We start from the raw sequence: 21,137 nt of genomic DNA on the forward strand, positions 1-21,137 counted from the left end.
CCCCCCCCCCCCGGCCGTGTTGACGGCCACCGCGCCGCCCTGGCCACGCCGCCCCTGGTAGGGCGGGCCGGTCAGCGGGCGAGCAGCGCGTCGAGTTTGCCGAAGGAGCTGTTCCAGCCCTCCCGCGCGCCCCCCTCCATCCCCGGGGTGTACGGGCCCTGGCGCAGCACCATCCGGGTCCTGCCGTCCTCGTCGTGGAACTCGACCCGCAACCCGAACTCGATCGGGCCGGCACCGAAGTCGGCCCGCTGGCTGCCGACCAGCAGCTCGTTCTCGACCACCTCGGTGAAGGTGGCGTCGACCGCGGAGGACATCTGCGGGTCGGCGTCGTTGACCATGGTGAACCGCTGGTGCCCGCCGACCCGGGCGTCGATCTCGACGGTGTCCCGGGGCACCGACCAGCCAGCCGGCCCGAACCAGGCGGCGAGCTGGTCGGGGTCGACGAAGGCGCGGTAGACCAGCTCGCGCGGCGCGTCGAAGACGCGGGTGATGACGAGTTCCTGGGTCGCGGTGGTGTCGGTCATGGTGCTGTCCTCTCTCACTGCTGATCGTCCTGTCTCGGTTGGGTGTCGTGGCTCGCCCCGGTTTGCAGCCGCCTGAGGTGGGCGTCGAGCCGGTCGAGGTTCGCGTCCCAGAATCGGCGGTAGCGCTCCATCCAGGCCGTGGCCTCGCGCAGCGGCTCGGGGTTGAGGCTGCTGGAGCGCCACTGGGCGGTGCGGCTGCGGGTGATCAGACCGGCCTGCTCGAGCACCTTCAGGTGCCGGGAGATCGCCGGGAGGCTGATCTCGAACGGCTCGGCGAGCTCCGTGACGGTGGCCTCCCCGTCGGCCAGTCGGGCCAGGATCGCCCGGCGGGTCGGGTCCGCCAGCGCCGCGAAGATCACGCTGAGCCGATCGGTCGCCATGCTCTTAACCACCTCGTTAATTAACGGATGCGTTAAACATAGGTCCGGACGTTGGCTGCCGTCAAGCAGTTCCGGGAGTCAGCCCGTACGTGTCCGGCGGGCCCGCACCGCCCACCCGGCGAGCGCCACCACCAGCACCGTCATCGCGATCGCCCCGGGCGCCTTGGTGTACCGGGCCAGCGAGGTCCCGTCCGGCAGGGCCAGGAAGGTGGCCACCGCGCAGACCAGCGCGAACCAGGTGGTCCGGGTCGCCGAGACGGCGAGCACCAGCAGCGGCCAGGTCGCGTACCAGGGGTGAAAGACCGGGGCCAACGCGACGGTGGCGGCCAGCGCGACGCCGGCGGCGAACAGCGTGACCCGGGGTCGGACCGCCGCCAGCCGGCGCACCCGCTGCCGGACGTCGTTGCGGGCGCGCAGCGCCGTCCAGGCCCGCCACCAGAGCGCCACCAGCAGGACGGCCAGCAGCACCAGCGCCATCGCCCGGGTGACCGGCACCGCGGCCGGCTCCCGCCCGGCCCACTCCCGGAGGTAGTCCACGACGACGCCGACGGCGGTGGGCGGGGAGGTCCACTGCTCGCTGTCGCCGCTGCGCGCCAGGCCGGCGATCCAGCCGAGGCCGAGCCCGCTCAGCGCCGAGGTGGCGGCCAGCGCGGCCAGCACGCCGGCGGCCAGCCAGCCGCCGTCGCGCAGCAGCGCGCGTACCGTGTAGCGACCGAGCACCGCCGCGAGCGCCGCGAACGGCAGCACCACCACGGCCGTGGCCTTCACCGTCACCGCCAGGCCGAGGAGCACCCCGGCGGCCAGCAGCGGCGTCGGCCTGCCGGGAAAACGGACCAGCACCAGCAGGCCGAGCAGGAGCAGCCCGAGCATCACCGCGTCGTTGTGCGCGCCACCCACCAGGTGCACCCCGACCAGCGGACAGGCCAGCGCCAGCCAGGCCGCCCGGCCGGTCGGCACCCCGGCGGCCCGGGCCAGCCCGGGCAGGCAGAGCGCGGCCAGCAGCACCCCGGCCAGCGCGACCAGCCGCAGCAGCACGATCGTGCCGACCAGATCGCCGCCGAGGGTCACGGCCAGCGCGGCCAGCAGCATGAAGAACGGGCCGTACGGCGCGGGAGTGTCCCGCCAGATCGGCGCGACCGCGTCGAGCCACGGGCAGCCGGCCGCCGCCACCCCGACGCCGTCCGGGTCGTGGCCGGCGGTGTACGCCCAGCCCTGGCAGGCGTACGAGTAGACGTCGCGGCTGGCCAGCGGCGGCGCGGCCAGCAGCGGCGCCAGCCAGAGCCCGGCGGTGAGGTACGCCCACCGGGCCGACGGCACGCCCCGGCGCAGCGACCACCAGCCGCCGACCAGCAGTGCGATGCCGACCAGCCAGCAGCCCAGCGCCCAGGGCCCGTGCCCGGCCCGCCAGGGACCGGCGGGCGGGATGTCCGGCAGCGCCCCGCCGAGCCACCCGGCGACGGTGAGCAGCACCGCGCCGGCCAGGCCGGCGTACCGGGCGGGCCGGGCCGGGCCGGCGGGCGCTGGCCCAGGCTCGGTCACCGGCAACCTCTCCTCAGTCGGCGGGGGCCGGCCGGCGGGTCGCCCGAGCCGACCGTACCAACCGGACAATAACCACAATCACCAACAGCGTCATCAGCGGCGCGCCCGGCATCTTGGTGTACCGGGCCAGGCCGGTGCCGTCCGCCAGGACCAGGAACGACGACACCAGCGCGACCAGCGAGAACCAGCCGGTACGCCGGGCGGTGGCGGCGAGCACCGCCAGCGGCCACATCCAGTACCAGGGGTGGAAGAGCGGGGAGAGTGCCACCGTGGCGGCCAGCGCCAGGCCGGCGTGCCAGAGCGGGTCCCGGTGGCGGGCCCGCCACCAGAGCCAGACCAGCAGCACGACGAGCACCAGCACCCCGATCGCCCGGGTCACCGGCAGCGCGTCGACGTGCGCGCCGAAGAGCGCCGCGAGGTAGCCCACGGTCTGCCCGACCGCGGTCGACGGCGAGGTCCAGGCGATGACCAGGTTGCCCTGCTCCAGACCGGTGATCCAGCCGAAGTCCAGCCCGGCGGCGAGGGTCACCCCGAACACCGCGGCCACCGCGGCCCCGACCACCCACGCACCGTCGCGGACCAGCGCGCGGAACCGGTACGGCCCGGCGATCGCGGCCAGCGCGGCGAAGGGCACCACGACCAGCGCGGTGACCTTGAGCCCGGCGGCCAGCCCCAGCAGCAGCCCGCCGCCCAGCAGCGGCAGCGGGCGACCCGGCCGGGAGGCCACCACCGCCAGCCCGGCGATGAGCAGGCCCACCATCAGCGCGTCGTTGTGCGCGCCGGAGACCAGGTGCACCGGCACCAGCGGGCAGGCCAGCGCCAGCCAGAGCGCCCGCTGCGGCGGCACCCCGCAGCGGCGGGCCAGCACCGGCAGGCACCACGCGATCAGCGCCACCCCGGCCACCGCGGTCAGCCGGAAGAGCACGATGCTGCCGACCAGCGACCCGGTCGCCGTGACGACCGCCCCGGCGAGCACCACGAAGAGCGGCCCGTACGGCGCCGCCGTGTCCCGCCAGATGTACGAGATGGTGTCCAGCCACGGGCAGGGCAGGGCGGACACACCCTGTTCGTACGGGTTGATCCCGCCGGCGTAGCTGGCCCCCTGGCAGGCGTAGGCGTACACGTCCCGGCTGCCCAGCGGCGGCGTGACCAGCATCGGCAGCAGCCAGAGCGCGATCGTGACCAGCGCCCAGCGGGTCGACGGCACCCGGTCGCGCAGCGACCACCAGGCCCAGGCCATCAACCCGGTGCCGACCAGCCAGAGCGCGATGATCAGCGGGCCGTTCCGGCCCTGCCAGATGCTGACCGGGGTGGGTCGCAGGTCTCCCTGCGGCAGCGCGCCCCCGAGGAAGGCGGCCACGGCGAGCAGCACCGAGCCCGCCAGGCCGGTCCAGCGCGAGAGGTGGTGAGGCACGCGGGACATGCTGCCAGTACGGTGGTCGCGGTCAGGAGGTGGGCATGCGGGGCAGTCGGGTGGTGGCGGTCTCCGCCGCGTCCGCGCTCGCCCTCGGCGTGCTGTATCTGGCCCTGCCGGCGACCGGCTCGGACCTCTCCGCCCAGGTGGCCCGCGCCGACTTCTTCGCCGCCCACGGGGCGGCTCCGGTGGACCTGCGCTGGTACGGCGGTGTCCACCCGTGGGGCTACAGCCTGGTCTCGCCGCCGCTGATGGCCCTGCTCGGGGTACGCCTCACCGGCGCGCTCGCGCTGCTCGCCGCAGCGACCGCGTTCGGGGCCCTGCTGGTGCGCGCCGGGGTGCCCCGACCGCTGCTGGGCAGCCTGGTGGGGGCGCTCACCATCGCCGGCAACCTGGTCTCCGGCCGGGTCACGTACGCCCTCGGCGTGGCGCTCGGGCTGGCCGCGCTGCTCGCCCTGACCCTGCCGGCGCACGGCCCGCCCGGTCGCCGCTGGATCCGCCCGGCCCTGGTCGCGGCCGGCGCGCTGCTGGCCTCGGCGACCAGCCCGGTCGCCGGCCTCTTCGTCGGCCTGGCCGGCGCCGCGCTGCTGCTCACCCGCCGGTACGCCGACGGCCTGCTGCTCGGTGTCGCCGCCGCGCTGCCGCTGGGGGTGACCGGGCTGCTCTTCGGCGAGGGCGGCTGGATGAACATCAGCCGCACCGACACGCTGCGGGCGGTGCTGACCAGTCTGCTGGTGGCGGCGCTGGTGGCGTACCGGCCGGTGCGGGTGGGGGCGCTGCTGTCGGCGGCGGGGGTGCTGGCGGCGGCGCTGGTGCACACCCCGGTCGGGTTGAACGCCACCCGGCTGGCGGTGATGTTCGCGCTGCCGGTGCTGGCCGCCGCCGCCCGGCCGCCCCGCTGGCTGACCGACCGGCTGGCGAGCGGGGTGGCCCGGTGGGGACGGGCGGCGGGCGGGGTGGCGCTGGCCGTGCTGCTGGCCGTGGTCTGCGCGGGGCAGCCGCCGGTGGTCGCCGCCGACCTGCGCACCGTCGGCGACCCGACCGCCGCCCGGTCGTTCTTCGCGCCGTTGCGGGCCGAGCTGGCCCGGCGCGGGCTCACCGGCCGGGTGGAGGTCCCGCCGACCCGCAACTACTGGGAGGCGGCCCGGCTCGGCGAGGTGCCGCTGGCCCGGGGCTGGCTGCGGCAGGCCGACATCGCCCGCAACCCGCTCTTCTTCACCACCGTGCCGGGGGCCGCCGGCACGGGCGTGCCGCTGACCGCCGCGAGCTACCGGGCCTGGCTCGACGAGTTCGCCGTGCAGTACGTGGCGGTGCCCGACGCGCCGCTGTCCTGGGTCGGCCGGGCCGAGGCCGAGCTGGTCACCGCCGGCCTGCCGTACCTGACGGAGGTCTGGTCGGACGGGCGGTGGCGGCTCTACGCGGTGGCCGACCCGACGCCGGTCGTGGGCGCGCCCGGCGAGTTCGTCGGGCAGGACGGGGCCTCGCTGACGTTCCGCACGTCCGCCGCCGGCACGGTCCTGGTCCGGGTGTGGCACACCCGCTGGCTGACCGCCTCCGGCGACGCCACCGTCGCCGCCGACGGGGACTGGACGACGGTCACCGTGCCGCGCGCCGGCACCTACACCCTGAGCGGGTGACGGGCCGCCGGCCGGCGGACGCTGCCGGGTGTCCCCCGCACGCCCTTTCGAGCTGATGTCGTAGACGATTCACGGCGGTGGCACCGGATCCGTAGGGCGGGGGCGAAGGCCCGCTGACTCGTCTGCGTCATCAGCTCCACAGGACGCCACCGCCGGTCCGGCCGGGACGGGCCCGGCCGGTCAGCCGGGGTCGCGGCGTACCGGGGAGGGGCGGGCGCGGACGTGCAGCCGCTCCCCCTGCGGCCCGAAGAGGCTGAGGATCTCCAGCGGGCGGTCGTACGGGTTGCCGAACCAGTGCGGCGTACGGGTGTCGAACTCGGCGACCTCCCCCGCCTCCAGGGTCAGCTCGTGGCTGCCGAGCAGCAGCCGGCACCGCCCGGAAAGCACGTAGAGCCACTCGTACCCCTCGTGCACCTGCTGCTCGGGCTCCCCCGGCCGCCCGCCGGGCGGGTAGATCATCTTGTAGGCCTGCACCCCGCCGGGACGGCGGGTCAGCGGCACGATGGTGACCCCGTTGCGGTCCACCGACCGGAGCCGGACCCGGGGGTCCCCGGTCTCCGGCGCGCCGACCAGGTCGTCGAGCGGCACCCGGTGGAACCGGGCCAGCGGGAGCAGCAGCTCCAGGGTGGGCCGGCGGCCACCGGACTCCAGCCGGGACAGGGTGCTCACCGAGATGCCGGTGGCGGCGGAGAGCTGGGCCAGCGTCACGGCGCGCTGCTGGCGCAGGGCCCGCAGGCGCGGCCCGACCGCCGTCAGCACCTCGTCCTGGGCTGCGGTGTCGTCCGCCATCCGTTCGTTTGCCATCTCAGCAACGATACTTGTCGTCCCGGGAAGCAGCGCGGACGATCCGGGGCATGGGCGGGACGGACCCGCCCGGAGGGGGAACCAGGATGCGGGAGCACCGGATCTACGACGTGGTGGTGGTCGGCGGTGGCGCGGCGGGGCTCAGCGGCGCGCTCACCCTGGGCCGGTCCCGCCGGTCGGTGCTGGTGATCGACGGCGGGGCGCCGCGCAACGCCCCCGCCGGAAACGTGCACAACTACCTCACCAGCGAGGGCGTCGCCCCCGCCGAGCTGTACGCGACGGGCCGGGCCGAGGTCGCCCGGTACGGCGTCGAGGTCGTCGACGGCACGGTCACCAAGGCGAACCGGGTCGAGGGGCACGACCGGGCCCGGTTCGAGGTGGAGCTGGCCGACGGCGAGCTGGTGCGGGCGCGGCGACTGCTGGTCACCACGGGGTTGATCGACGAACTGCCCGCGATCCCGGGGCTGGCCGAACGCTGGGGCCGGGACGTGCTGCACTGTCCGTACTGCCACGGCTGGGAGGTACGGGACCAGGCCGTGGGCGTGCTGGCCACCGGGCCGATGACCACCCATCACGCGCTGCTGTTCCGCCAGCTCACCGACGACGTGGTGGTGTTCACGCACACCGGCCCGCCGCTGGCCCCCGAGCAGGCCGAGCAGCTCGCCGCCCGGGGCGTACGGGTGGTCGAGGGCGAGGTGACGGGGCTGGAGGTGACCGAGGACCGGCTCACCGGCGTACGGCTGCGCTCCGGGGAACTCGTCGCCCGGCAGGCGCTGGTGGTCGGGCCCCGGTTCGCCGCGCGGGCCGACCTGCTGGCCGGGCTCGGCCTGACGACCAGCGAGTTCGTCGTCGGCGGGCACGTCTTCGGCGACCACGTCGCCGCCGACGCCAGCGGGGCGACCGCCGTGCCGGGGGTCTGGGTGGCCGGCAACGTGACCGACCCGCAGGCCACCGTGATCGCCGCCGCGGCGGCGGGGGTGAAGGCCGGCGCGGCGCTCAACGCCGACCTGATCGCCGAGGAGACCGACCGGGCGGTCGCCCTGCGCGCCCGCGCGGGCGCGCACGCCGGCGCGCACCATCACGCCGCAACCGGCGCGCACGACCACGCCGGAACCGGCACGCACGACCACGCCGGAACCGGCACGCACGACCACGCCGGAACCGGCACGCACGACCACGCCGGAACCGGCACGCACGACCACGCCGGAACCGGCACGCACGACCACGCCGGGAGCGGCGCGGATGCCGTGGACGCCGAGACGGCGCGGCACTGGGACGAGCTCTACCAGCGGCGGGAGCGGATCTGGAGCGGGCGGGCCAACCCGCACCTGGTCGACGTCGTCGACCCGCTGCCGGCGGGCACCGCGCTGGACCTCGGCTGCGGCGAGGGCGCCGACGCGATCTGGCTGGCCGGCCGCGGCTGGCGGGTGACCGCGGTGGACGTCTCCACCACCGCCCTGGACCGGGCGGCGACCGAGGCGGCCACGGCCGGGGTGGCGGCCCGGATCGACTTCCAGCGGCACGACCTGACCCGCACCTTCCCGGAGGGGGTGTTCGACCTGGTCTCCGCGCAGTTCCTCCAGTCGCCGCTGGAGTTCCCCCGGGCCGAGGTGCTCCGGGCGGCGGCGCGGGCGGTGGCGCCCGGCGGCCGGCTGCTGATCGTCGAGCACGGCGAGGTCCCGCCGTGGTCCCGACTGGCCCACCCGGACGTGCGCTTCCCCACCCCGGAGGAGACGCTGGCCGAACTCGACCTGGACCCGGACGGCTGGCGGACCGAGCGGTTGGACGCGCCCCGGCGCGAGGTCACCGACCCGGACGGGCAGCCGGCCACCCTGGTCGACCACCTGGTGCTGGTCCGCCGCCGCTGACGGCGCTCAGGCCTCCAGCACCCGTTCCATGGCGGCCCGGGAGCGCCGGGCGGTGCGCAGGTACTCGTCGAGGAACTCGCCGGGGTCGTCGCGGCCGAGCAGCCGGACGACCCCGGCCAGCTCCACGCCGTGCCGGGGCAGTTGGTCGCCGGCGCGGCCCCGGACCAGCATGAGCGCGTTGCGGACCTGCGCGGCGAGCGTCCAGCCGGCGGCCATCCCGGCGGCGTCCGCCGGGTCGACCAGGCCGGCCTCGCGGGCCGCCGCCAGCGCGTCGAGGGTCCGGGTGCCGCGCAGTCGCGGGTACGCCCCGGCGTGCCGGAGCTGGAGCAGCTGCACCGCCCACTCGACGTCGGCCAGGCCACCCCGCCCCAGCTTGGTGTGGGTGGCCGGGTCGGCGCCCCGGGGCAGCCGCTCGTGCTCCACCCGGGCCTTGATCCGGCGGATCTCCACCACCTGCTCGCGGCTCAGCCCGTCGGCCGGCCAGCGGACCGGGTCGATCAGCGCCTCGAACTCGGCGCCCAGGTCGGCGTCGCCGCAGACGAACCGGGCGCGCAGCAGCGCCTGCGCCTCCCACACCTTCGACCACCGGGCGAAGTACTGAGCGTACGCGGCGAGGCTGCGCACCCGCGGGCCCTGCCGGCCCTCGGGGCGCAGGTCGGCGTCGACGCCGAGCGGCGGGTCGGGGGCGGGCACGCCGAGCAGTCGGCGCAGCTCCTCGGCGATGCCGTGGGCGGCGGCGCTGGCCGCCTGCTCGTCCGCCCCGGCCGGCGGGTCGTAGACGAACAGCACGTCGGCGTCGGAGAGGTAGTTCGACTCGTACCCACCGAGCCGGCCCATGCCGATCACGGCGAACCGCAGTCCGGGAGGCCCCGGCTTGGCGGCCCGCGCGGTGCGCAGCGCGGCGGTGAGCGTGGCGTCGGTGACGTCGGAGAGCGCGGTGCCGACCCCGGTGACGTCGGCCAGGGGCGCGGCCGGCGAGCCCCGCTCCGGGCGCGGGGCGAGCCCGCCGGCCCGGCTCAGCAGGTCGGCGCAGGCGATCCGGACCAGCTCCCGCCGGCGCAGCGCGCGTACCGCCCGGATCGCCTGCTCCGGGTCGGCGTACCGGCCCGCGGCGGCGGCGAAGCCGTCGCAGAGCACCTCCCGGGTACGCGGGGCCAGCTCGCTCTCCTCCGCGAGCAGGCGCAGCGCCTCGGGCTCCCGGGCCAGCAGGTCGGCGGCGTACCGGGAGGAGGAGAGCACCCGGGCCAGCCGGCGGGCCACCGGGCCGGAGTCGCGCAGCAGCCGCAGGTACCAGGGGGTGCTGCCGAGCTTGTCGGAGACCTGCCGGTAGTTGAGCAGGCCGCGGTCCGGCTCGGGGGCGTCGGCGAACTCGCTGAGCAGCACCGGCAGCAGGGTGCGCTGGATGGCGGCGGTGCGGCTGACCCCGCCGGTGACGGCCTGGAGGTGGCGCAGCGCCCCGGCCGGGTCGGCGAAGCCGAGGATCTCCAGCCGGTGCCGGGCCGCCTCCGGGGTGAGCCGCAGCCCGTCGGCGGGGACCCGGGCCACCGACTCCAGCAGCGGCCGGTAGAGCAGCTTGGCGTGCAGCCGGCGTACCTCGGTGGCGTGGGCGACCCACTCGGCGCGGAAGCTCTCCACGGCGCTGCGGCCCGGCGTGGCGGTGCAGCCGAGCGCGGCGGCGAGCCAGCGCAGCGCGGCCGGATCGGTCGGCACGGTGTGGGTCCGGCGCAGGCCCTGGAGCTGGAGCCGGTGCTCGACGGCGCGCAGGAAGCGGTACCCGCGCAGCAGCGCCTCGCCGTCGGCGCGGCCGACGTAGCCGCCGGTGACGAGCGCGCGCAGCGCCGGGATGGTGCCGGGCACCCGCAACGACTCGTCGCCGCGGCCGTGCACCAGTTGCAGCAGCTGGACGGCGAACTCGATGTCGCGCAGCCCGCCCGGCCCGCGCTTGATCTCGCGTTCCAGCTCCTTCGGCGGGACGTTGTCGACGATCTTGCGGCGCATGGCCCGGACGTCGGAGACCGCCTCGGGCCGCTCGGCGGCGGTCCAGACCAGCGGGGCGAGCGCCCCGATCCACTCCCGTGCCAGGGCCAGGTCGCCGGCGGCCGGCCGGGCCTTGAGCAGGGCCTGGAACTCCCAGGTCCGGGCCCAGCGCTGGTAGTAGGCCAGGTGGCTGGCGAGGGTACGCACCAGCGGCCCCCGGTTGCCCTCGGGGCGCAGCGCGGCGTCCACCGGCCAGGCGACCAGCCCGCAGACGCCGATCAGCCGGGCGGCGACCGTGGTGGCGACGGTCAGGTCCGCGTCGTCGGCGGCCACGAAGATGACGTCGACGTCGGAGACGTAGTTCAGCTCGTCGCCGCCGCACTTGCCCATCGCCACCACCGCGAGCCGGGGCCGGGGCGTGCCGGCGGGCAGCTCGTCGACGGCGATCTCGTACGCCGCCGCCAGGGTCGCGTCGGCCAGCGCCGAGAGCGCGGCCATGGTCTGGTCCAGGCCGCGCCCGCCGGTCAGGTCGGCCGCCGCGATCCGCAGCAGCGCCAACCGGTACGCCTGCCGCAGCACCGCCACCGGCGCGGTGGCGGTGGTCAGCCGCCCGGCGGCGGCGAGGTCCAGCCGGCCGTCGGCGGTGGGCGCGAGCCCGTCCGGGGCGGTGGCCAGCACCGTCCACTGCTCCGGGTTGGCGACCAGGTGGTCGCCGAGCGCGGAGGAGGCGCCGAGGACGGCGACCAGGCGGCGACACAGGCCCGGGTCGGCGTGCAGCGCGTCGAGCAGCGCGGACGTACTGGTGCCGGTGGTCGCCGGCCCGGCGGCGGGGGCCGCGCCGTTGCCGGGTTGCCGGAGGGTGACGGTCCGGCGTTCCGCCTCGACCAGCCGGTGCAGCTGGCGCAGGGCGAGGTCGGGGTCGGCGGCGCGGGACAGCGCGGCGAGCAGCGCGGCAGCACGCTCGTCGACGGGCTCCTGCTCGTCGGTACGCCACAGACCGAGCCCGTCCGGCCCGAGCAGGTCGGCGGCGCGCTGCCCGCCGTCGCCCTGCGCGGCGCCGAAGCCGTACCGGGCGAGCCGGCCCCTGGTCGGTCTGGTCATCTCACTGCCCGAGCAGCGGCAGGCTACGGCGAGCGGGGTCGTCGCCCAGCTCGCCGAGGGCGAGGGCGGCGAACCGCACCGCGAACGGCTGCCAGACCTCCTCGACGTCGGCCATCACCCGGTCGCAGGCGGCGACCACCAGCTCCGGGTCGTAGCCCAGCTCGGCCAGCACGTCGGAGTCGCGGGCCCAGTCGGCGATCATTGCGGTGTCGCACTCGATGTGGAACTGCAACCCCCACGCCCGGTCCCCGAGGCGGAACGCCTGGTTCGGGTAGCGGGTCGAGGCGGCCAGCAGGGTGGCGCCCCGGGGCAGCTCGGTGATCTCGTCGGAGTGCCACTGGAGCACGTCCGGGATCAGCGGCACGTACCGGAACAGCGGGTCGTTGTCGGCGGCGTCCCGCTTGCCGACCACGCCGGGGCCGATCTCCGGCCCGGACGGGCTCCGCTCGACCAGCCCGGCGTGGGCGGTGGCGAGCAGTTGCCCGCCGAGGCAGACGCCGAGGGTGGGCACCCGGTACCGGACCGCCTTGCGCAGCAGCCCCTCCAGCGCCGGGAACCAGGGCGCCCCGGGGCTGCCGTCGGGCAGCGGGTACGCCTGCTGCTCGCCGCCGAGCACGACCAGCGCGACGTACCCCTCCAGGTCGGCGGGGAGTTCCTCGCCCGCGTGCGGGCGGAGCACGTGCAGCTCCAGGCCCCCCTCGGTCAGCCACTCCCCCAGCCGGCGGAGGTCGTCGGTCGGGTCGTTCTCGATCACCAGCGCGGTCGCCACGTGTCGAGGCTAGCCGGTGCGCCGCCGCCGGCCCGGAACGGCTCCGCCGCGCACGGCGCCGACTAGGCTCTGCCGCTGTGATCACCGACGAATGCCTGCGCCCGCCGGTCCTGCGCCCCGGTGACTCGGTGATGCTCGTGTCGCCGTCCGGCCCGACCCGCCCCGAACGGGTGGCCCGGGGCGTCGAGCTGCTGACCGGTTGGGGGCTGCGCCCGGTGCTGGCGCCGAACGCGTACGCCCGGCGGGGCTACCTGGCCGGTGACGACGCGCTGCGCGCCGCCGACCTGAACGCCGCCTTCGCCGACCCCGAGGTGCGCGGGGTGATCTGCACCCGGGGCGGTTACGGCGCACAGCGGGTGGTCGACCTGCTCGACATGGCCGCCGTACGGCGGGACCCGAAGGTGGTCGCCGGCTTCTCGGACATCACCGCGTTGCAGTTCGCGCTCTGGCGGGGCGCCCGGCTGGCGAGCGTGCACGGCCCCGGCGCGGCCTGGCTGGACGAGCGCACCCCGCTGCGCTCGGCGGAGTCGCTGCACACCGCGCTGATGACCACCGAGCCGGTGACCGTCGCCGCCACGCCGGACGAGGAGACCTTCGCCGTCCGGGTGCCCGGCCGGGCGGTCGGTCCGCTGCTCGGCGGCAACCTCTGCCTGATCACCGCCTCCATCGGCACCCCGGACATGCCCGACCTGACCGGCGCGGTGCTGCTGATCGAGGAGGTGCAGGAGCCGCCGTACAAGGTCGACCGGATGCTGACCCACCTGCGCCGGGCGGGCGTGCTGGACGGCGTGGCCGGGGTGGCGGTCGGCCAGTTCACCGAGTGCGCCGACACCTGGGACACCACGGTCACCGACGTGCTCACCGAGTGCCTGGGCGAGCTGGGCGTCCCGGTCCTCGGCGGCCTCCCGGTCGGCCACGGCGTCGGCCAGCTCACCGTGCCGGTCGGCACCCCCGCCACCCTCGACGCCGAGGCCGGCACCCTCACCGTCTCCCCCGCCGTCCGCTGACCCACCCCGGCCTCCGCCCCGCCCCGGCGCGCCCCGGCGCGGTGATCAAGAAGTTTGCGTCCTGGAAAGCGTCTTCCGCTGACCCGAACTTCTTGATCACCTTTAGCGGGCGGTGGGATTTTCAGCTGGGTGACAGGGTCGGCACGGGTTCGGCCCAGGTTTGGTGGTCACTGTCGGTGAGGTCATCGCACCAACCACCGATCACTGGAGGACTGATGTCCCGCACGATGTCGAAGAAGCACCTGCTGGCCGGGCTCGCCGCCGCCGGAGTGCTCGGCGTGGGGATCGCCGCCCCGACGGTGGCCTTCGCCGAGGACGCCACCCCGTCGCCCAGCGCCAGCAGCAGCGCCGGCCAGGGCACCGACCGGCAGCAGCAGAAGGCCGACCGCCAGGGCGAGTTCGCCGAGGCGCTGGCCAAGGAACTCGGCGTGCCCACCGAGAAGGTGACCGCCGCGCTGGAGAAGCTGCGCGAGCAGCGCAAGGCCGACCGCCCGGAGCGCCTTTCCGCCGAGGACCGGCAGGCGGCGCTCAAGGACCGGCTGGCCCAGGCGGTCGAGGACGGCAAGCTCACCCAGGAGCAGGCCGACGCCATCACCAAGGCCGCCGAGGCCGGCGTCTTCCCGGGCCCGGGCGGCCGTGGCCACCACGGCGGCATGGGTACGACCGGCAGGTGACCCGGGTGGCCCCGCCGTCCCACTCCCCCCGGCCGTCGGTCTCCTCCCGGCCAGCCGACCCTAGCGGCGGGGCCATCCCCGTACCCGATCCGACCGCGCCCGACGCGGTCCGCCCCGGCGGCGCTGCCGGGGCGGACCGGCGGTCGGCTCAGGCCCCGGCGGGCGGCGCGAAGACGCCGAAGTGGTTGCCGGCCGGGTCGAGCAGGTGGGCGAAGGTCAGGCCGTTGTCGTTCGACGTCAGCGGGACCAGCACCTTGCCGCCGGCCGCCTCGGCCCGCCGGCAGGTGTCGGCCACGTCGGCCACCTGCACGTAGAACACCGCGTAGTTCGGGCCGGCCCCGCCGGTGGCCCGGATCGCGCCCTGGATCGACCCCTCCGGCCCCGGCTCCACCACCCGGTACGACGTCTCCGGGCTGCCCTGTTCGGTGAACGCCCAGCCGAACACGTCGGTGTAGAACCGCCCGGTCTCCTCGGGCCGGTCGGTGCCGACCTCGAACCAGCTGACCGCATTGGTGATCGTGGACATGTGTGTCGCCTCCCGTCGCAGGCACCGGCCGGTCGGCCGGGCTCGTCAGGAGTCAGCCTCGGGGTCGTCCGCGACACCGTCCTGTCGGTGTTTCCCCGACGATTCGGCCCCGCAGCCGGACGCTCAGACCAGGCTCAGCGCGTGCACCCGCTCGTGCGGGATGTCCAGGTCGTCGAGGCGCAGCTCCCGGGTGACCATCTCGGGCAGCGCCTCCACCCCCCGGATCCGGTCGGTGCGGAAACAGCGCAGCCCGTCCCGCAGCCGGCACCAGGCGAGCAGGTACCAGTGTCGGGGGTTGCCGAGGTAGCCCAGCGGTTCGACCTCGCGCGCCGACGTCGCCCCGGCGCGGTCGGCGTACCGCACGCGCAGCACGCGCCGCGCGGAGACCGCGTCGGCGACGACGGCCGGGACGGGCGTGGCCGGACCCTCGCCGATCAGGTGCACCCGGCCGGCGAGCCGGTGCGCCTCGGCCGCGTCGGCGGCCGGCATGACCGCCAGCAGCTTGCGCAGGGCGGTGGCGCCCGCCCCGGCGAACGGCGTGCCGCCGAGCCGGTGCAGCGCGACGGCCATCGCCACCGCCTCGGCGGCGGTCAGGTTGACCGGTGGCAGGGTGTGCGCCCGGTCGACCACGTAGCCCCCGGTGCGGCCGGGCTCGGCCCAGATCGGCACGCCGGAGCCCTGCAACGCGGCGATGTCCCGCTCGATGGTGCGGGTGCTCACCTCGAAGCGCCCGGCCAGCCAGCGGGCGCTGCGCGGCCGGGGCGACACCGCCCGCAGCTCCTCCACCAGGGCGTAGAGGCGGTCGGTCCGGTTCACCCCCGCAACCTAGGCCGGGGGTACGACAGCGGCGCTCAGGCGATGCAGGCGCAGACGATCAGCGCGGCGCCGAAGTGGGTGGCGGCGCTGACCCGGGCCGCGGGGTGCGGCTCATCGGAGCAGATGATCTCGCCCAGCTTGCCCGGGGTGAGCAGGTCGAGCACGAAGAAGGCCAGCGCCATGATGGCCAGCCCGATCAGCCCGAAGATCACCGTGGAGGCGAGCCCCTTGGCGAAGTCGCTGTAGCTGGTCAGGATCGCCGTGAAGACGATCCCGGCGATGCCGAGCTGGTTGGCGGCGAGCAGCAGCGCGGCGTTGCCGTTGCGCCGCACCCAGATCAGCTCGCGCAGCCTTCCCGGGGTCAGCACGTCGACCAGCAGGAAGCCGGCCGCCATCAGGGCCACCCCGACGACCCCGAACACCACGCTCTGCCACGCCCCGCTGAGCAGATCCTCCAGCACCGACTGCCTCCCGGCCTCCTACGCCCGGCGAGGGTGCCGGCGCGGTGATCGAGACGATAGCGGCACCGCGCCACCGCGATCTAGAGCGAGAGGTATCGCTGCCGCTCGTACGGGGTGACCTCGCGGCGGTACTGCTCCCACTCGGCGCGCTTGTTGCGCAGGAAGAAGTCGAAGACGTGCTCGCCGAGCACCTCGGCGATCAGCTCCGAGCCGGCCATCACGTCGATCGCCTCGGCGAGGTTCTCCGGCAGCGCCTCGTACCCCATCGCCCGCCGCTCGGCGCTGGTCAGCGACCAGACGTCGTCCTCGGCGCCCGGCGGCAGCTCGTAGCCCTCCTCGATGCCCTTGAGGCCGGCGCCGAGCAGCACCGCGAAGGCGAGGTACGGGTTCGTCGCCGAGTCCAGCGAGCGGACCTCCACCCGGGCCGAGTTCGGCTTGCCGTACGCGGGCACCCGGACCAGCGCCGACCGGTTCAGGTGGCCCCAGCAGACGTACGCCGGGCTCTCGGTGATCCGGTCCGGCAGCGCCAGCGGGAAGAGCCGCTTGTACGAGTTGACCCACTGGTTGGTGACCGCGGTGTACTCGCGGGCGTGCATCAGCAGGCCGGCGATGAACGACTTGGCCACCTTGGAGAGCTTCATCGGGTCGCCGGCGTCGTGGAACGCGTTGCGCTCCCCCTCGAACAGCGACAGGTGGGTGTGCATGCCGCTGCCCGGCTGGTCGGTGAAGGGCTTCGGCATGAAGGTGGCCTGCACGCCGGTGGAGAGCGCCACCTCCTTGACCACGTGCCGGAAGGTCATGATGTTGTCGGCGGTGGTCAGCGCGTCGGCGTAGCGCAGGTCGATCTCCTGCTGGCCGGGGGCCACCTCGTGGTGGCTGAACTCCACCGAGATGCCGATCCGTTCCAGGGCCAGCACGGCCTGGCGGCGGAAGTCCCGCGCGACGGCGTGCGTGGTGTGCTCGAAGTAGCCGCCGGTGTCCACGGGCACCGGCAGGGAGCCGTCCTGGGGGCCGTTCTCCAGCAGGAAGAACTCGATCTCCGGGTGGGTGTAGAAGGTGAAGCCCTTCTCGGCGGCCTTGGACAGCATCCGGCGCAGCACGTGCCGCGGGTCCGCCCAGGAGGGGCCGCCGTCGGGGAGCAGGATGTCGCAGAACATCCGGGCGCTCTCGCCGCTGACCCCGCCCTCGAACGGGAAGACCTGGAAGGTGGTCGGGTCCGGCATGGCGACCATGTCGGACTCGAAGACCCGGGCGAAGCCCTCGATCGCGGAGCCGTCGAACCCGATGCCCTCCTCGAAGGCGGCCTCCAGCTCGGCGGGGGCGACCGACACGCTCTTGAGCGTGCCGAGCACGTCGGTGAACCACAGCCGGACGAACCGGATGTCCCGCTCTTCCAGCGTACGGAGGACGAACTCCTGCTGACGGTCCACTTCCCCAACCCCTCGCGACACTCTTTGTCCGCCTTCGACCGGGCTGCGCCCGACCTGACCGCCCAGTCTCCCCGGGCCTCGTTACGCCGACGTTACGCGAAGCACCGCCGCCCGTCCCGTCGTGTCCCGCCCGCCGGCGGCCATCCGGGAGGGTGGCCGCCGTCTCGTCCCGGCCACCGCGTCGGTGAACCGGCGCTGGGGCAAGATGAGGGCATGCCCACCCTGCGTCTCGCGCTGTCACAGGTCAACCCGACCGTCGGCGATTTCGCCGGCAACGCCGAACTGGTCCGCACCTGGAGCCGCCGCGCCGCCGACGCCGGCGCCCAGCTCGTCGCCTTCCCGGAGATGATGCTGACCGGCTACCCGGTCGAGGACCTGGTCTTCCGCCGCTCCTTCGTGGCGGCCTCGAAGGCCGCGCTGGAGCAGCTCGCGGCCGACCTGGCCGCCGACGGCCTCGGCGACCTGCCGGTCGTGGTCGGCTACCTGGACGCGGACGGCCCGCCGCAGGTCAGCGGGGACGCCCAGCCGGGCCGGGGCGCCCGCAACGCCGCCGCGCTGCTGCACTCCGGCGGCGTCGTGGCGACGTACTTCAAGCACCACCTGCCCAACTACGGCGTCTTCGACGAGGACCGCTACTTCCTTCCCGGCGCCGCCCTCACCGTCGTGCGGATCGGCGGGGTGGACGTGGCGCTGACCATCTGCGAGGACCTCTGGCAGGCCGGCGGCCCGTTCGCGGTGGCCCGGCAGGCCGGCGTGGGGCTGGTGGTCAACATCAACGGCTCGCCGTACGAGCTGAACAAGGACGACATCCGGCTGCCGCTGGTCCGCCGCCGGGCCGCCGAGGCCGGCGCGACCATCGCGTACGTCAACATGATCGGCGGCCAGGACGAACTGGTCTTCGAGGGCGACTCGATGATCGTCGAGGCCGACGGCACCCTGCTCACCCGCGCCCCGCAGTTCGTCGAGCACCTGCTGGTGCACGACGTCGAGCTGCCCGAGGCGGGCGAGCCCGGCGCGGACGAGGAGGAACTGGCCGACGGGATGCGGGTGGTCCGCCGTACCGTCGGATCCGTCCCGCCGGCCCCGACGGGCCCGGCGGCCGCCGGCGGGGTGATGGAACCGGTCGCCGACGAGGCCGAGGTGTGGCACGCGCTGGTGCTCGGCCTGCGCGACTACGTCGACAAGAACCGCTTCCCGTCGGTGGTGCTGGGCCTGTCCGGCGGCATCGACTCGGCGGTGGTGGCCGCGCTCGCCGTCGACGCGCTCGGGCCGCAGCGGGTGGTCGGGGTGTCGCTGCCCAGCCAGCACTCCTCGGAGCACTCCCGGGCCGACGCCGAGGACCTGGGCAAGCGGACCGGCCTCGACTACCGGGTCGAGCCGATCCAGCCGATGGTGGACACCTTCCTGGCCAACATGTCGCTGTCCGGGGTGACGGTGGAGAACCTCCAGGCGCGGGTCCGGGGCGTGATCCTGATGGCGCTGTCGAACCAGGAGGGCCACCTGGTCCTCACCACCGGCAACAAGAGCGAGCTGGCGGTCGGCTACTCCACCCTGTACGGCGACTCGGTCGGCGGCTTCAACCCGGTCAAGGACGTCTGGAAGACGCTCATGTGGCGGCTGGCGAAGTGGCGCAACGCCGACGCGGCCAGCCGGGGCGAGACCCCGCCGATCCCGGAGAGCTCGATCGGCAAGCCGCCGTCGGCCGAGCTGAGCCCGGGCCAGCTGGACAGCGACACCCTGCCCGACTACGACGCTCTCGACCCGATCCTGATCGGCTACGTCGACGGCGACCTGGGCCGGAAGGGGCTGCTGGAGTCCGGTCACGACCCGGCCGTGGTGGACCGGGTGCTCCGGATGGTGGACACCGCCGAGTACAAGCGCCGGCAGTCCGCCCCGGGCACGAAGATCTCCATCAAGGCGTTCGGCCGGGACCGCCGGCTGCCGATCACCAACCGCTGGCGCGAGCAGGGCTGAGCGGAACTGTTCCCGGTGCGGCGGCGACCGGTCGCGGTCCCGCCGCGCCGGTTGCGCCGAGTGAAATCCTGCACTGTGCCCTGCCGTGAGGCGGTCGTCCGGTGCGACGATCGCGGCGGAACCCGGGGACCGCGACGGCGGCCTCGAGGAAAGGAGACAGTCATGGTGGAGTCCACCCCGACCGAGGTGACCGCCCTCTACGGCGGCCCGGCCACCCGGCGGGTACGCACCCGCGACCTGATCGCCGCCAAGGAGCGCGGCGACCGCTGGGCGATGCTCACCTCGTACGACCAGTACACCGCCTCGATCTTCGACGCCGCCGGCATCCCCGTGCTGCTGGTCGGCGACTCGGCGGCGAACAACGTGTTCGGCTACGAGACCACCCTGCCGGTGACCGCCGAGGAGCTGCTGCCGCTGGTCCGGGCCGTGGTCCGGGCGACGAAGCACTCGCTGATCGTCGGTGACCTGCCCTTCGGCTCGTACGAGGAGGGCCCGACCCAGGCGCTGCGTACGGCGGTGCGGTTCATGAAGGAGGGCGGCTGCCACGCGGTGAAGCTGGAGGGCGGCCGGCGCTGCGCCGACCAGATCGCCGCGATCGTCGGCGCCGGCATCCCGGTGATGGCGCACATCGGCTTCACCCCGCAGAGCGAGCACACCCTGGGCGGCTACCGGGTCCAGGGGCGGGGCGACGCCGCCGACGAGGTGCTCGCCGACGCCCGGGCGGTGGCCGAGGCGGGTGCGTTCGCGGTGGTGCTGGAGATGGTGCCGGGCGAGGTGGCCAAGCGGATCACCGCGGAGCTGCCGATCCCGACGGTGGGCATCGGCGCCGGCCCGGACACCGACGCCCAGGTGCTGGTCTGGCAGGACATGGCCGGCCTGCGTACCGGCCGGGCGCCGCGGTTCGTCAAGCGCTACGCGGACCTGGCCGGGACGCTGTCGGAGGCGACCCGGCGCTTCGCCGACGAGGTACGCGGCGGCGAGTTCCCCGCCGCCGAGCACACCTTCTAGGACGACGGGGCGGTGGGGGTCGTCCGCACGACCCCCACCGCCCCGCTCGACCGGTCCACAGTCACCCGGATGCGGGTCCGATCCGGTCGTGCCGTTCCGGGGCATGACACCACCGCGAGCGTGATACCTCAGAGGCATCAATATGACTCTGAGGTATCACGCTCGTTCGGTGAAGGCCTGGCCGGAAAGACACGCGCGTGGCGGCTCGGGGCAGCGGTGCGGCGTCCTGCGCCCATCAAGCGAGGGACCCGGGGAGTTGCGGTGCTGGGGTTGGCACGCGGGGTGGCGGGGTGGCGCGGTGCCGGGTTTGGCACGCGGGGACGGGCCCCGGCCGTGACCGGGTGCCGGACCGTACGCAACGGCGCCCGGCTCAGAGGTCGGTGACGCGGATGCCGGCGTGCGCCTTGTAGCGCTTGTTGATGGCGATCAGGTTGGCGGTGAACGCCTCGATCTGGTGGGCGTTGCGCAGCCGGCCCGCGTAGATGCCCCGCATGCCGGGGATCCGGGCGGCCAGCGCGCCGACGATGTCGACCAGTTCCCGGTCCTCGGTGCAGATCAGCACGTCGAGGTCGATCCGCTCGATCTCCGGGTCGGCCAGCAGCGGCGCGCTGACGTGGTTGAACGCCGCGCAGACCCGGGAGTTCGGCAGCAGGGCGGCGGCCTGCTGCACCGCGCTGCCCTCGGGCACCGGGAGGGCGTACGGGCCCTGCTTGTCGAAGCCGAGCGGGTTGACGCAGTCGACCACGATCTTGCCGGCGAGCGGCTCGGCGAGCGCGGCGACGATGGCGGCGTGCCCGTCCCACGGCACCGCGATGATTACCACGTCGCTGCGGCGGGCCACCTCGTCGTTGTCGGCCCCGGTCACGTCCACTCCGGCCGGTACGCCGGGCAGCGCCGCGATCTCGGCGGCGGCCGCCGCGGCCCGCTCGGCGGAACGGGAACCGATCAGCACGGTCTGCCCGGCCCGGGCGAGCCGGTAGGCGAGGCCCCGCCCCTGGTCGCCGGTGCCACCGATGATGCCGACGGTCAGCCCGGAGACGTCGGGCAACGTGGTCGCGTCGTAAGCCATGCGGTCATCCTCGCAAACCGCCCCCGCCCCCAGCACCGCCCGCCGCTGTGACAATCCCCGCTACCCACCCCACCGCCCGCTCGCCGCCGCCCGCCATTCGATGCCGCCACTTTCAGAGAAAGCGTGGCTACCCGGCGCGCCAAGGCCACTCTTTCTCTG

The 21,137-nt window shown here is 75.1% G+C and carries 18 protein-coding genes; 6 read left to right on the forward strand and 12 right to left on the reverse strand.

The window, feature by feature from the left end:
• Positions 1 to 71 precede the first annotated feature (71 nt).
• The 4 genes from KBX37_RS22540 to mptB (KBX37_RS22555) all read right to left on the reverse strand — a co-directional run bounded on the left by KBX37_RS22540 (position 72) and on the right by mptB (KBX37_RS22555) (position 3,857).
• Complete coding sequence (locus KBX37_RS22540) at positions 72 to 524, reverse strand: SRPBCC domain-containing protein (protein ID WP_210777906.1); 453 nt, start codon at positions 522 to 524, stop codon at positions 72 to 74.
• A gap of 14 nt (positions 525 to 538) precedes the next feature.
• Entirely contained in the window at positions 539 to 904 is a 366-nt protein-coding gene (locus KBX37_RS22545; protein ID WP_210777907.1) for a helix-turn-helix transcriptional regulator, read from the reverse strand.
• A gap of 78 nt (positions 905 to 982) precedes the next feature.
• Complete coding sequence (gene mptB, locus KBX37_RS22550; protein WP_210777908.1) at positions 983 to 2,443, reverse strand: polyprenol phosphomannose-dependent alpha 1,6 mannosyltransferase MptB; 1,461 nt, start codon at positions 2,441 to 2,443, stop codon at positions 983 to 985.
• 13 nt (positions 2,444 to 2,456) lie between these two features.
• Positions 2,457 to 3,857, reverse strand: coding sequence for a polyprenol phosphomannose-dependent alpha 1,6 mannosyltransferase MptB (gene mptB / locus KBX37_RS22555; RefSeq protein ID WP_210777931.1), 1,401 nt, complete (start codon positions 3,855 to 3,857; stop codon positions 2,457 to 2,459).
• Between the two features lie 44 nt (positions 3,858 to 3,901).
• Between mptB (KBX37_RS22555) and KBX37_RS22560 the strand changes: the two genes are divergently transcribed.
• Entirely contained in the window at positions 3,902 to 5,494 is a 1,593-nt protein-coding gene (locus KBX37_RS22560; protein ID WP_210777909.1) for a hypothetical protein, read from the forward strand.
• Positions 5,495 to 5,674: 180 nt separating this feature from the next.
• Here KBX37_RS22560 and KBX37_RS22565 read toward each other — a convergent pair whose 3' ends face one another.
• The gene (locus KBX37_RS22565; RefSeq protein ID WP_374103812.1) at positions 5,675 to 6,298 is read right to left on the reverse strand and encodes a helix-turn-helix domain-containing protein; all 624 of its coding nucleotides are present in this window, start codon (positions 6,296 to 6,298) and stop codon (positions 5,675 to 5,677) included.
• 86 nt (positions 6,299 to 6,384) lie between these two features.
• On the opposite strand from KBX37_RS22565, the gene KBX37_RS34700 reads away from it, so the two are divergent.
• Positions 6,385 to 8,166 carry a methyltransferase domain-containing protein gene (locus KBX37_RS34700; protein ID WP_305798117.1) on the forward strand — a complete coding sequence of 594 codons (1,782 nt, stop codon included), beginning with the start codon at positions 6,385 to 6,387 and terminating at the stop codon, positions 8,164 to 8,166.
• 6 nt (positions 8,167 to 8,172) lie between these two features.
• Here KBX37_RS34700 and KBX37_RS22585 read toward each other — a convergent pair whose 3' ends face one another.
• Both KBX37_RS22585 and KBX37_RS22590 read right to left on the reverse strand, forming a co-directional pair.
• Positions 8,173 to 11,244, reverse strand: coding sequence for a bifunctional [glutamine synthetase] adenylyltransferase/[glutamine synthetase]-adenylyl-L-tyrosine phosphorylase (locus KBX37_RS22585; RefSeq protein ID WP_210777910.1), 3,072 nt, complete (start codon positions 11,242 to 11,244; stop codon positions 8,173 to 8,175).
• Position 11,245: 1 nt separating this feature from the next.
• Positions 11,246 to 12,013, reverse strand: a complete 768-nt coding sequence (locus tag KBX37_RS22590; RefSeq protein ID WP_210777911.1) for a type 1 glutamine amidotransferase — start codon at positions 12,011 to 12,013, stop codon at positions 11,246 to 11,248.
• Between the two features lie 77 nt (positions 12,014 to 12,090).
• Here KBX37_RS22590 and KBX37_RS22595 point away from each other — a divergent pair, with 77 nt between their 5' ends.
• Together KBX37_RS22595 and KBX37_RS22600 are read left to right on the forward strand one after the other, a co-directional pair.
• On the forward strand, positions 12,091 to 13,020 hold the full coding sequence (locus tag KBX37_RS22595) for an LD-carboxypeptidase (protein WP_210777912.1): 930 nt from the start codon (positions 12,091 to 12,093) through the stop codon (positions 13,018 to 13,020).
• Between the two features lie 215 nt (positions 13,021 to 13,235).
• On the forward strand, positions 13,236 to 13,694 hold the full coding sequence (locus KBX37_RS22600) for a hypothetical protein (RefSeq protein WP_210777913.1): 459 nt from the start codon (positions 13,236 to 13,238) through the stop codon (positions 13,692 to 13,694).
• 148 nt (positions 13,695 to 13,842) lie between these two features.
• Here the strand turns inward: KBX37_RS22600 and KBX37_RS22605 are convergent, their stop codons facing one another.
• From KBX37_RS22605 to glnA, 4 genes are all read right to left on the reverse strand, one after another.
• On the reverse strand, positions 13,843 to 14,220 hold the full coding sequence (locus tag KBX37_RS22605) for a VOC family protein (protein WP_210777914.1): 378 nt from the start codon (positions 14,218 to 14,220) through the stop codon (positions 13,843 to 13,845).
• Between the two features lie 123 nt (positions 14,221 to 14,343).
• On the reverse strand, positions 14,344 to 15,036 hold the full coding sequence (locus tag KBX37_RS22610) for a YafY family protein (protein ID WP_210777915.1): 693 nt from the start codon (positions 15,034 to 15,036) through the stop codon (positions 14,344 to 14,346).
• A 35-nt stretch (positions 15,037 to 15,071) separates the two neighbouring features.
• Entirely contained in the window at positions 15,072 to 15,497 is a 426-nt protein-coding gene (locus KBX37_RS22615) for a DUF350 domain-containing protein (protein ID WP_210777916.1), read from the reverse strand.
• Positions 15,498 to 15,577: 80 nt separating this feature from the next.
• Positions 15,578 to 16,927 (reverse strand): type I glutamate--ammonia ligase, encoded by a 1,350-nt coding sequence (gene glnA, locus KBX37_RS22620; RefSeq protein ID WP_210777917.1) that lies wholly within the window; start codon positions 16,925 to 16,927, stop codon positions 15,578 to 15,580.
• Between the two features lie 213 nt (positions 16,928 to 17,140).
• On the opposite strand from glnA, the gene KBX37_RS22625 reads away from it, so the two are divergent.
• On the forward strand, positions 17,141 to 18,901 hold the full coding sequence (locus KBX37_RS22625) for an NAD+ synthase (RefSeq protein ID WP_210777918.1): 1,761 nt from the start codon (positions 17,141 to 17,143) through the stop codon (positions 18,899 to 18,901).
• 162 nt (positions 18,902 to 19,063) lie between these two features.
• A complete protein-coding gene (gene panB / locus KBX37_RS22630) occupies positions 19,064 to 19,909 on the forward strand; it encodes a 3-methyl-2-oxobutanoate hydroxymethyltransferase (protein ID WP_210777919.1) in 846 nt (281 codons plus the stop codon).
• A 370-nt stretch (positions 19,910 to 20,279) separates the two neighbouring features.
• Here panB and npdG read toward each other — a convergent pair whose 3' ends face one another.
• Positions 20,280 to 20,978, reverse strand: coding sequence for an NADPH-dependent F420 reductase (gene npdG, locus KBX37_RS22635; protein ID WP_210777920.1), 699 nt, complete (start codon positions 20,976 to 20,978; stop codon positions 20,280 to 20,282).
• Positions 20,979 to 21,137 lie beyond the last annotated feature (159 nt).

Source organism: Micromonospora sp. U56 (genome assembly GCF_018070095.1).
Taxonomy (GTDB): domain Bacteria; phylum Actinomycetota; class Actinomycetes; order Mycobacteriales; family Micromonosporaceae; genus Micromonospora; species Micromonospora purpureochromogenes.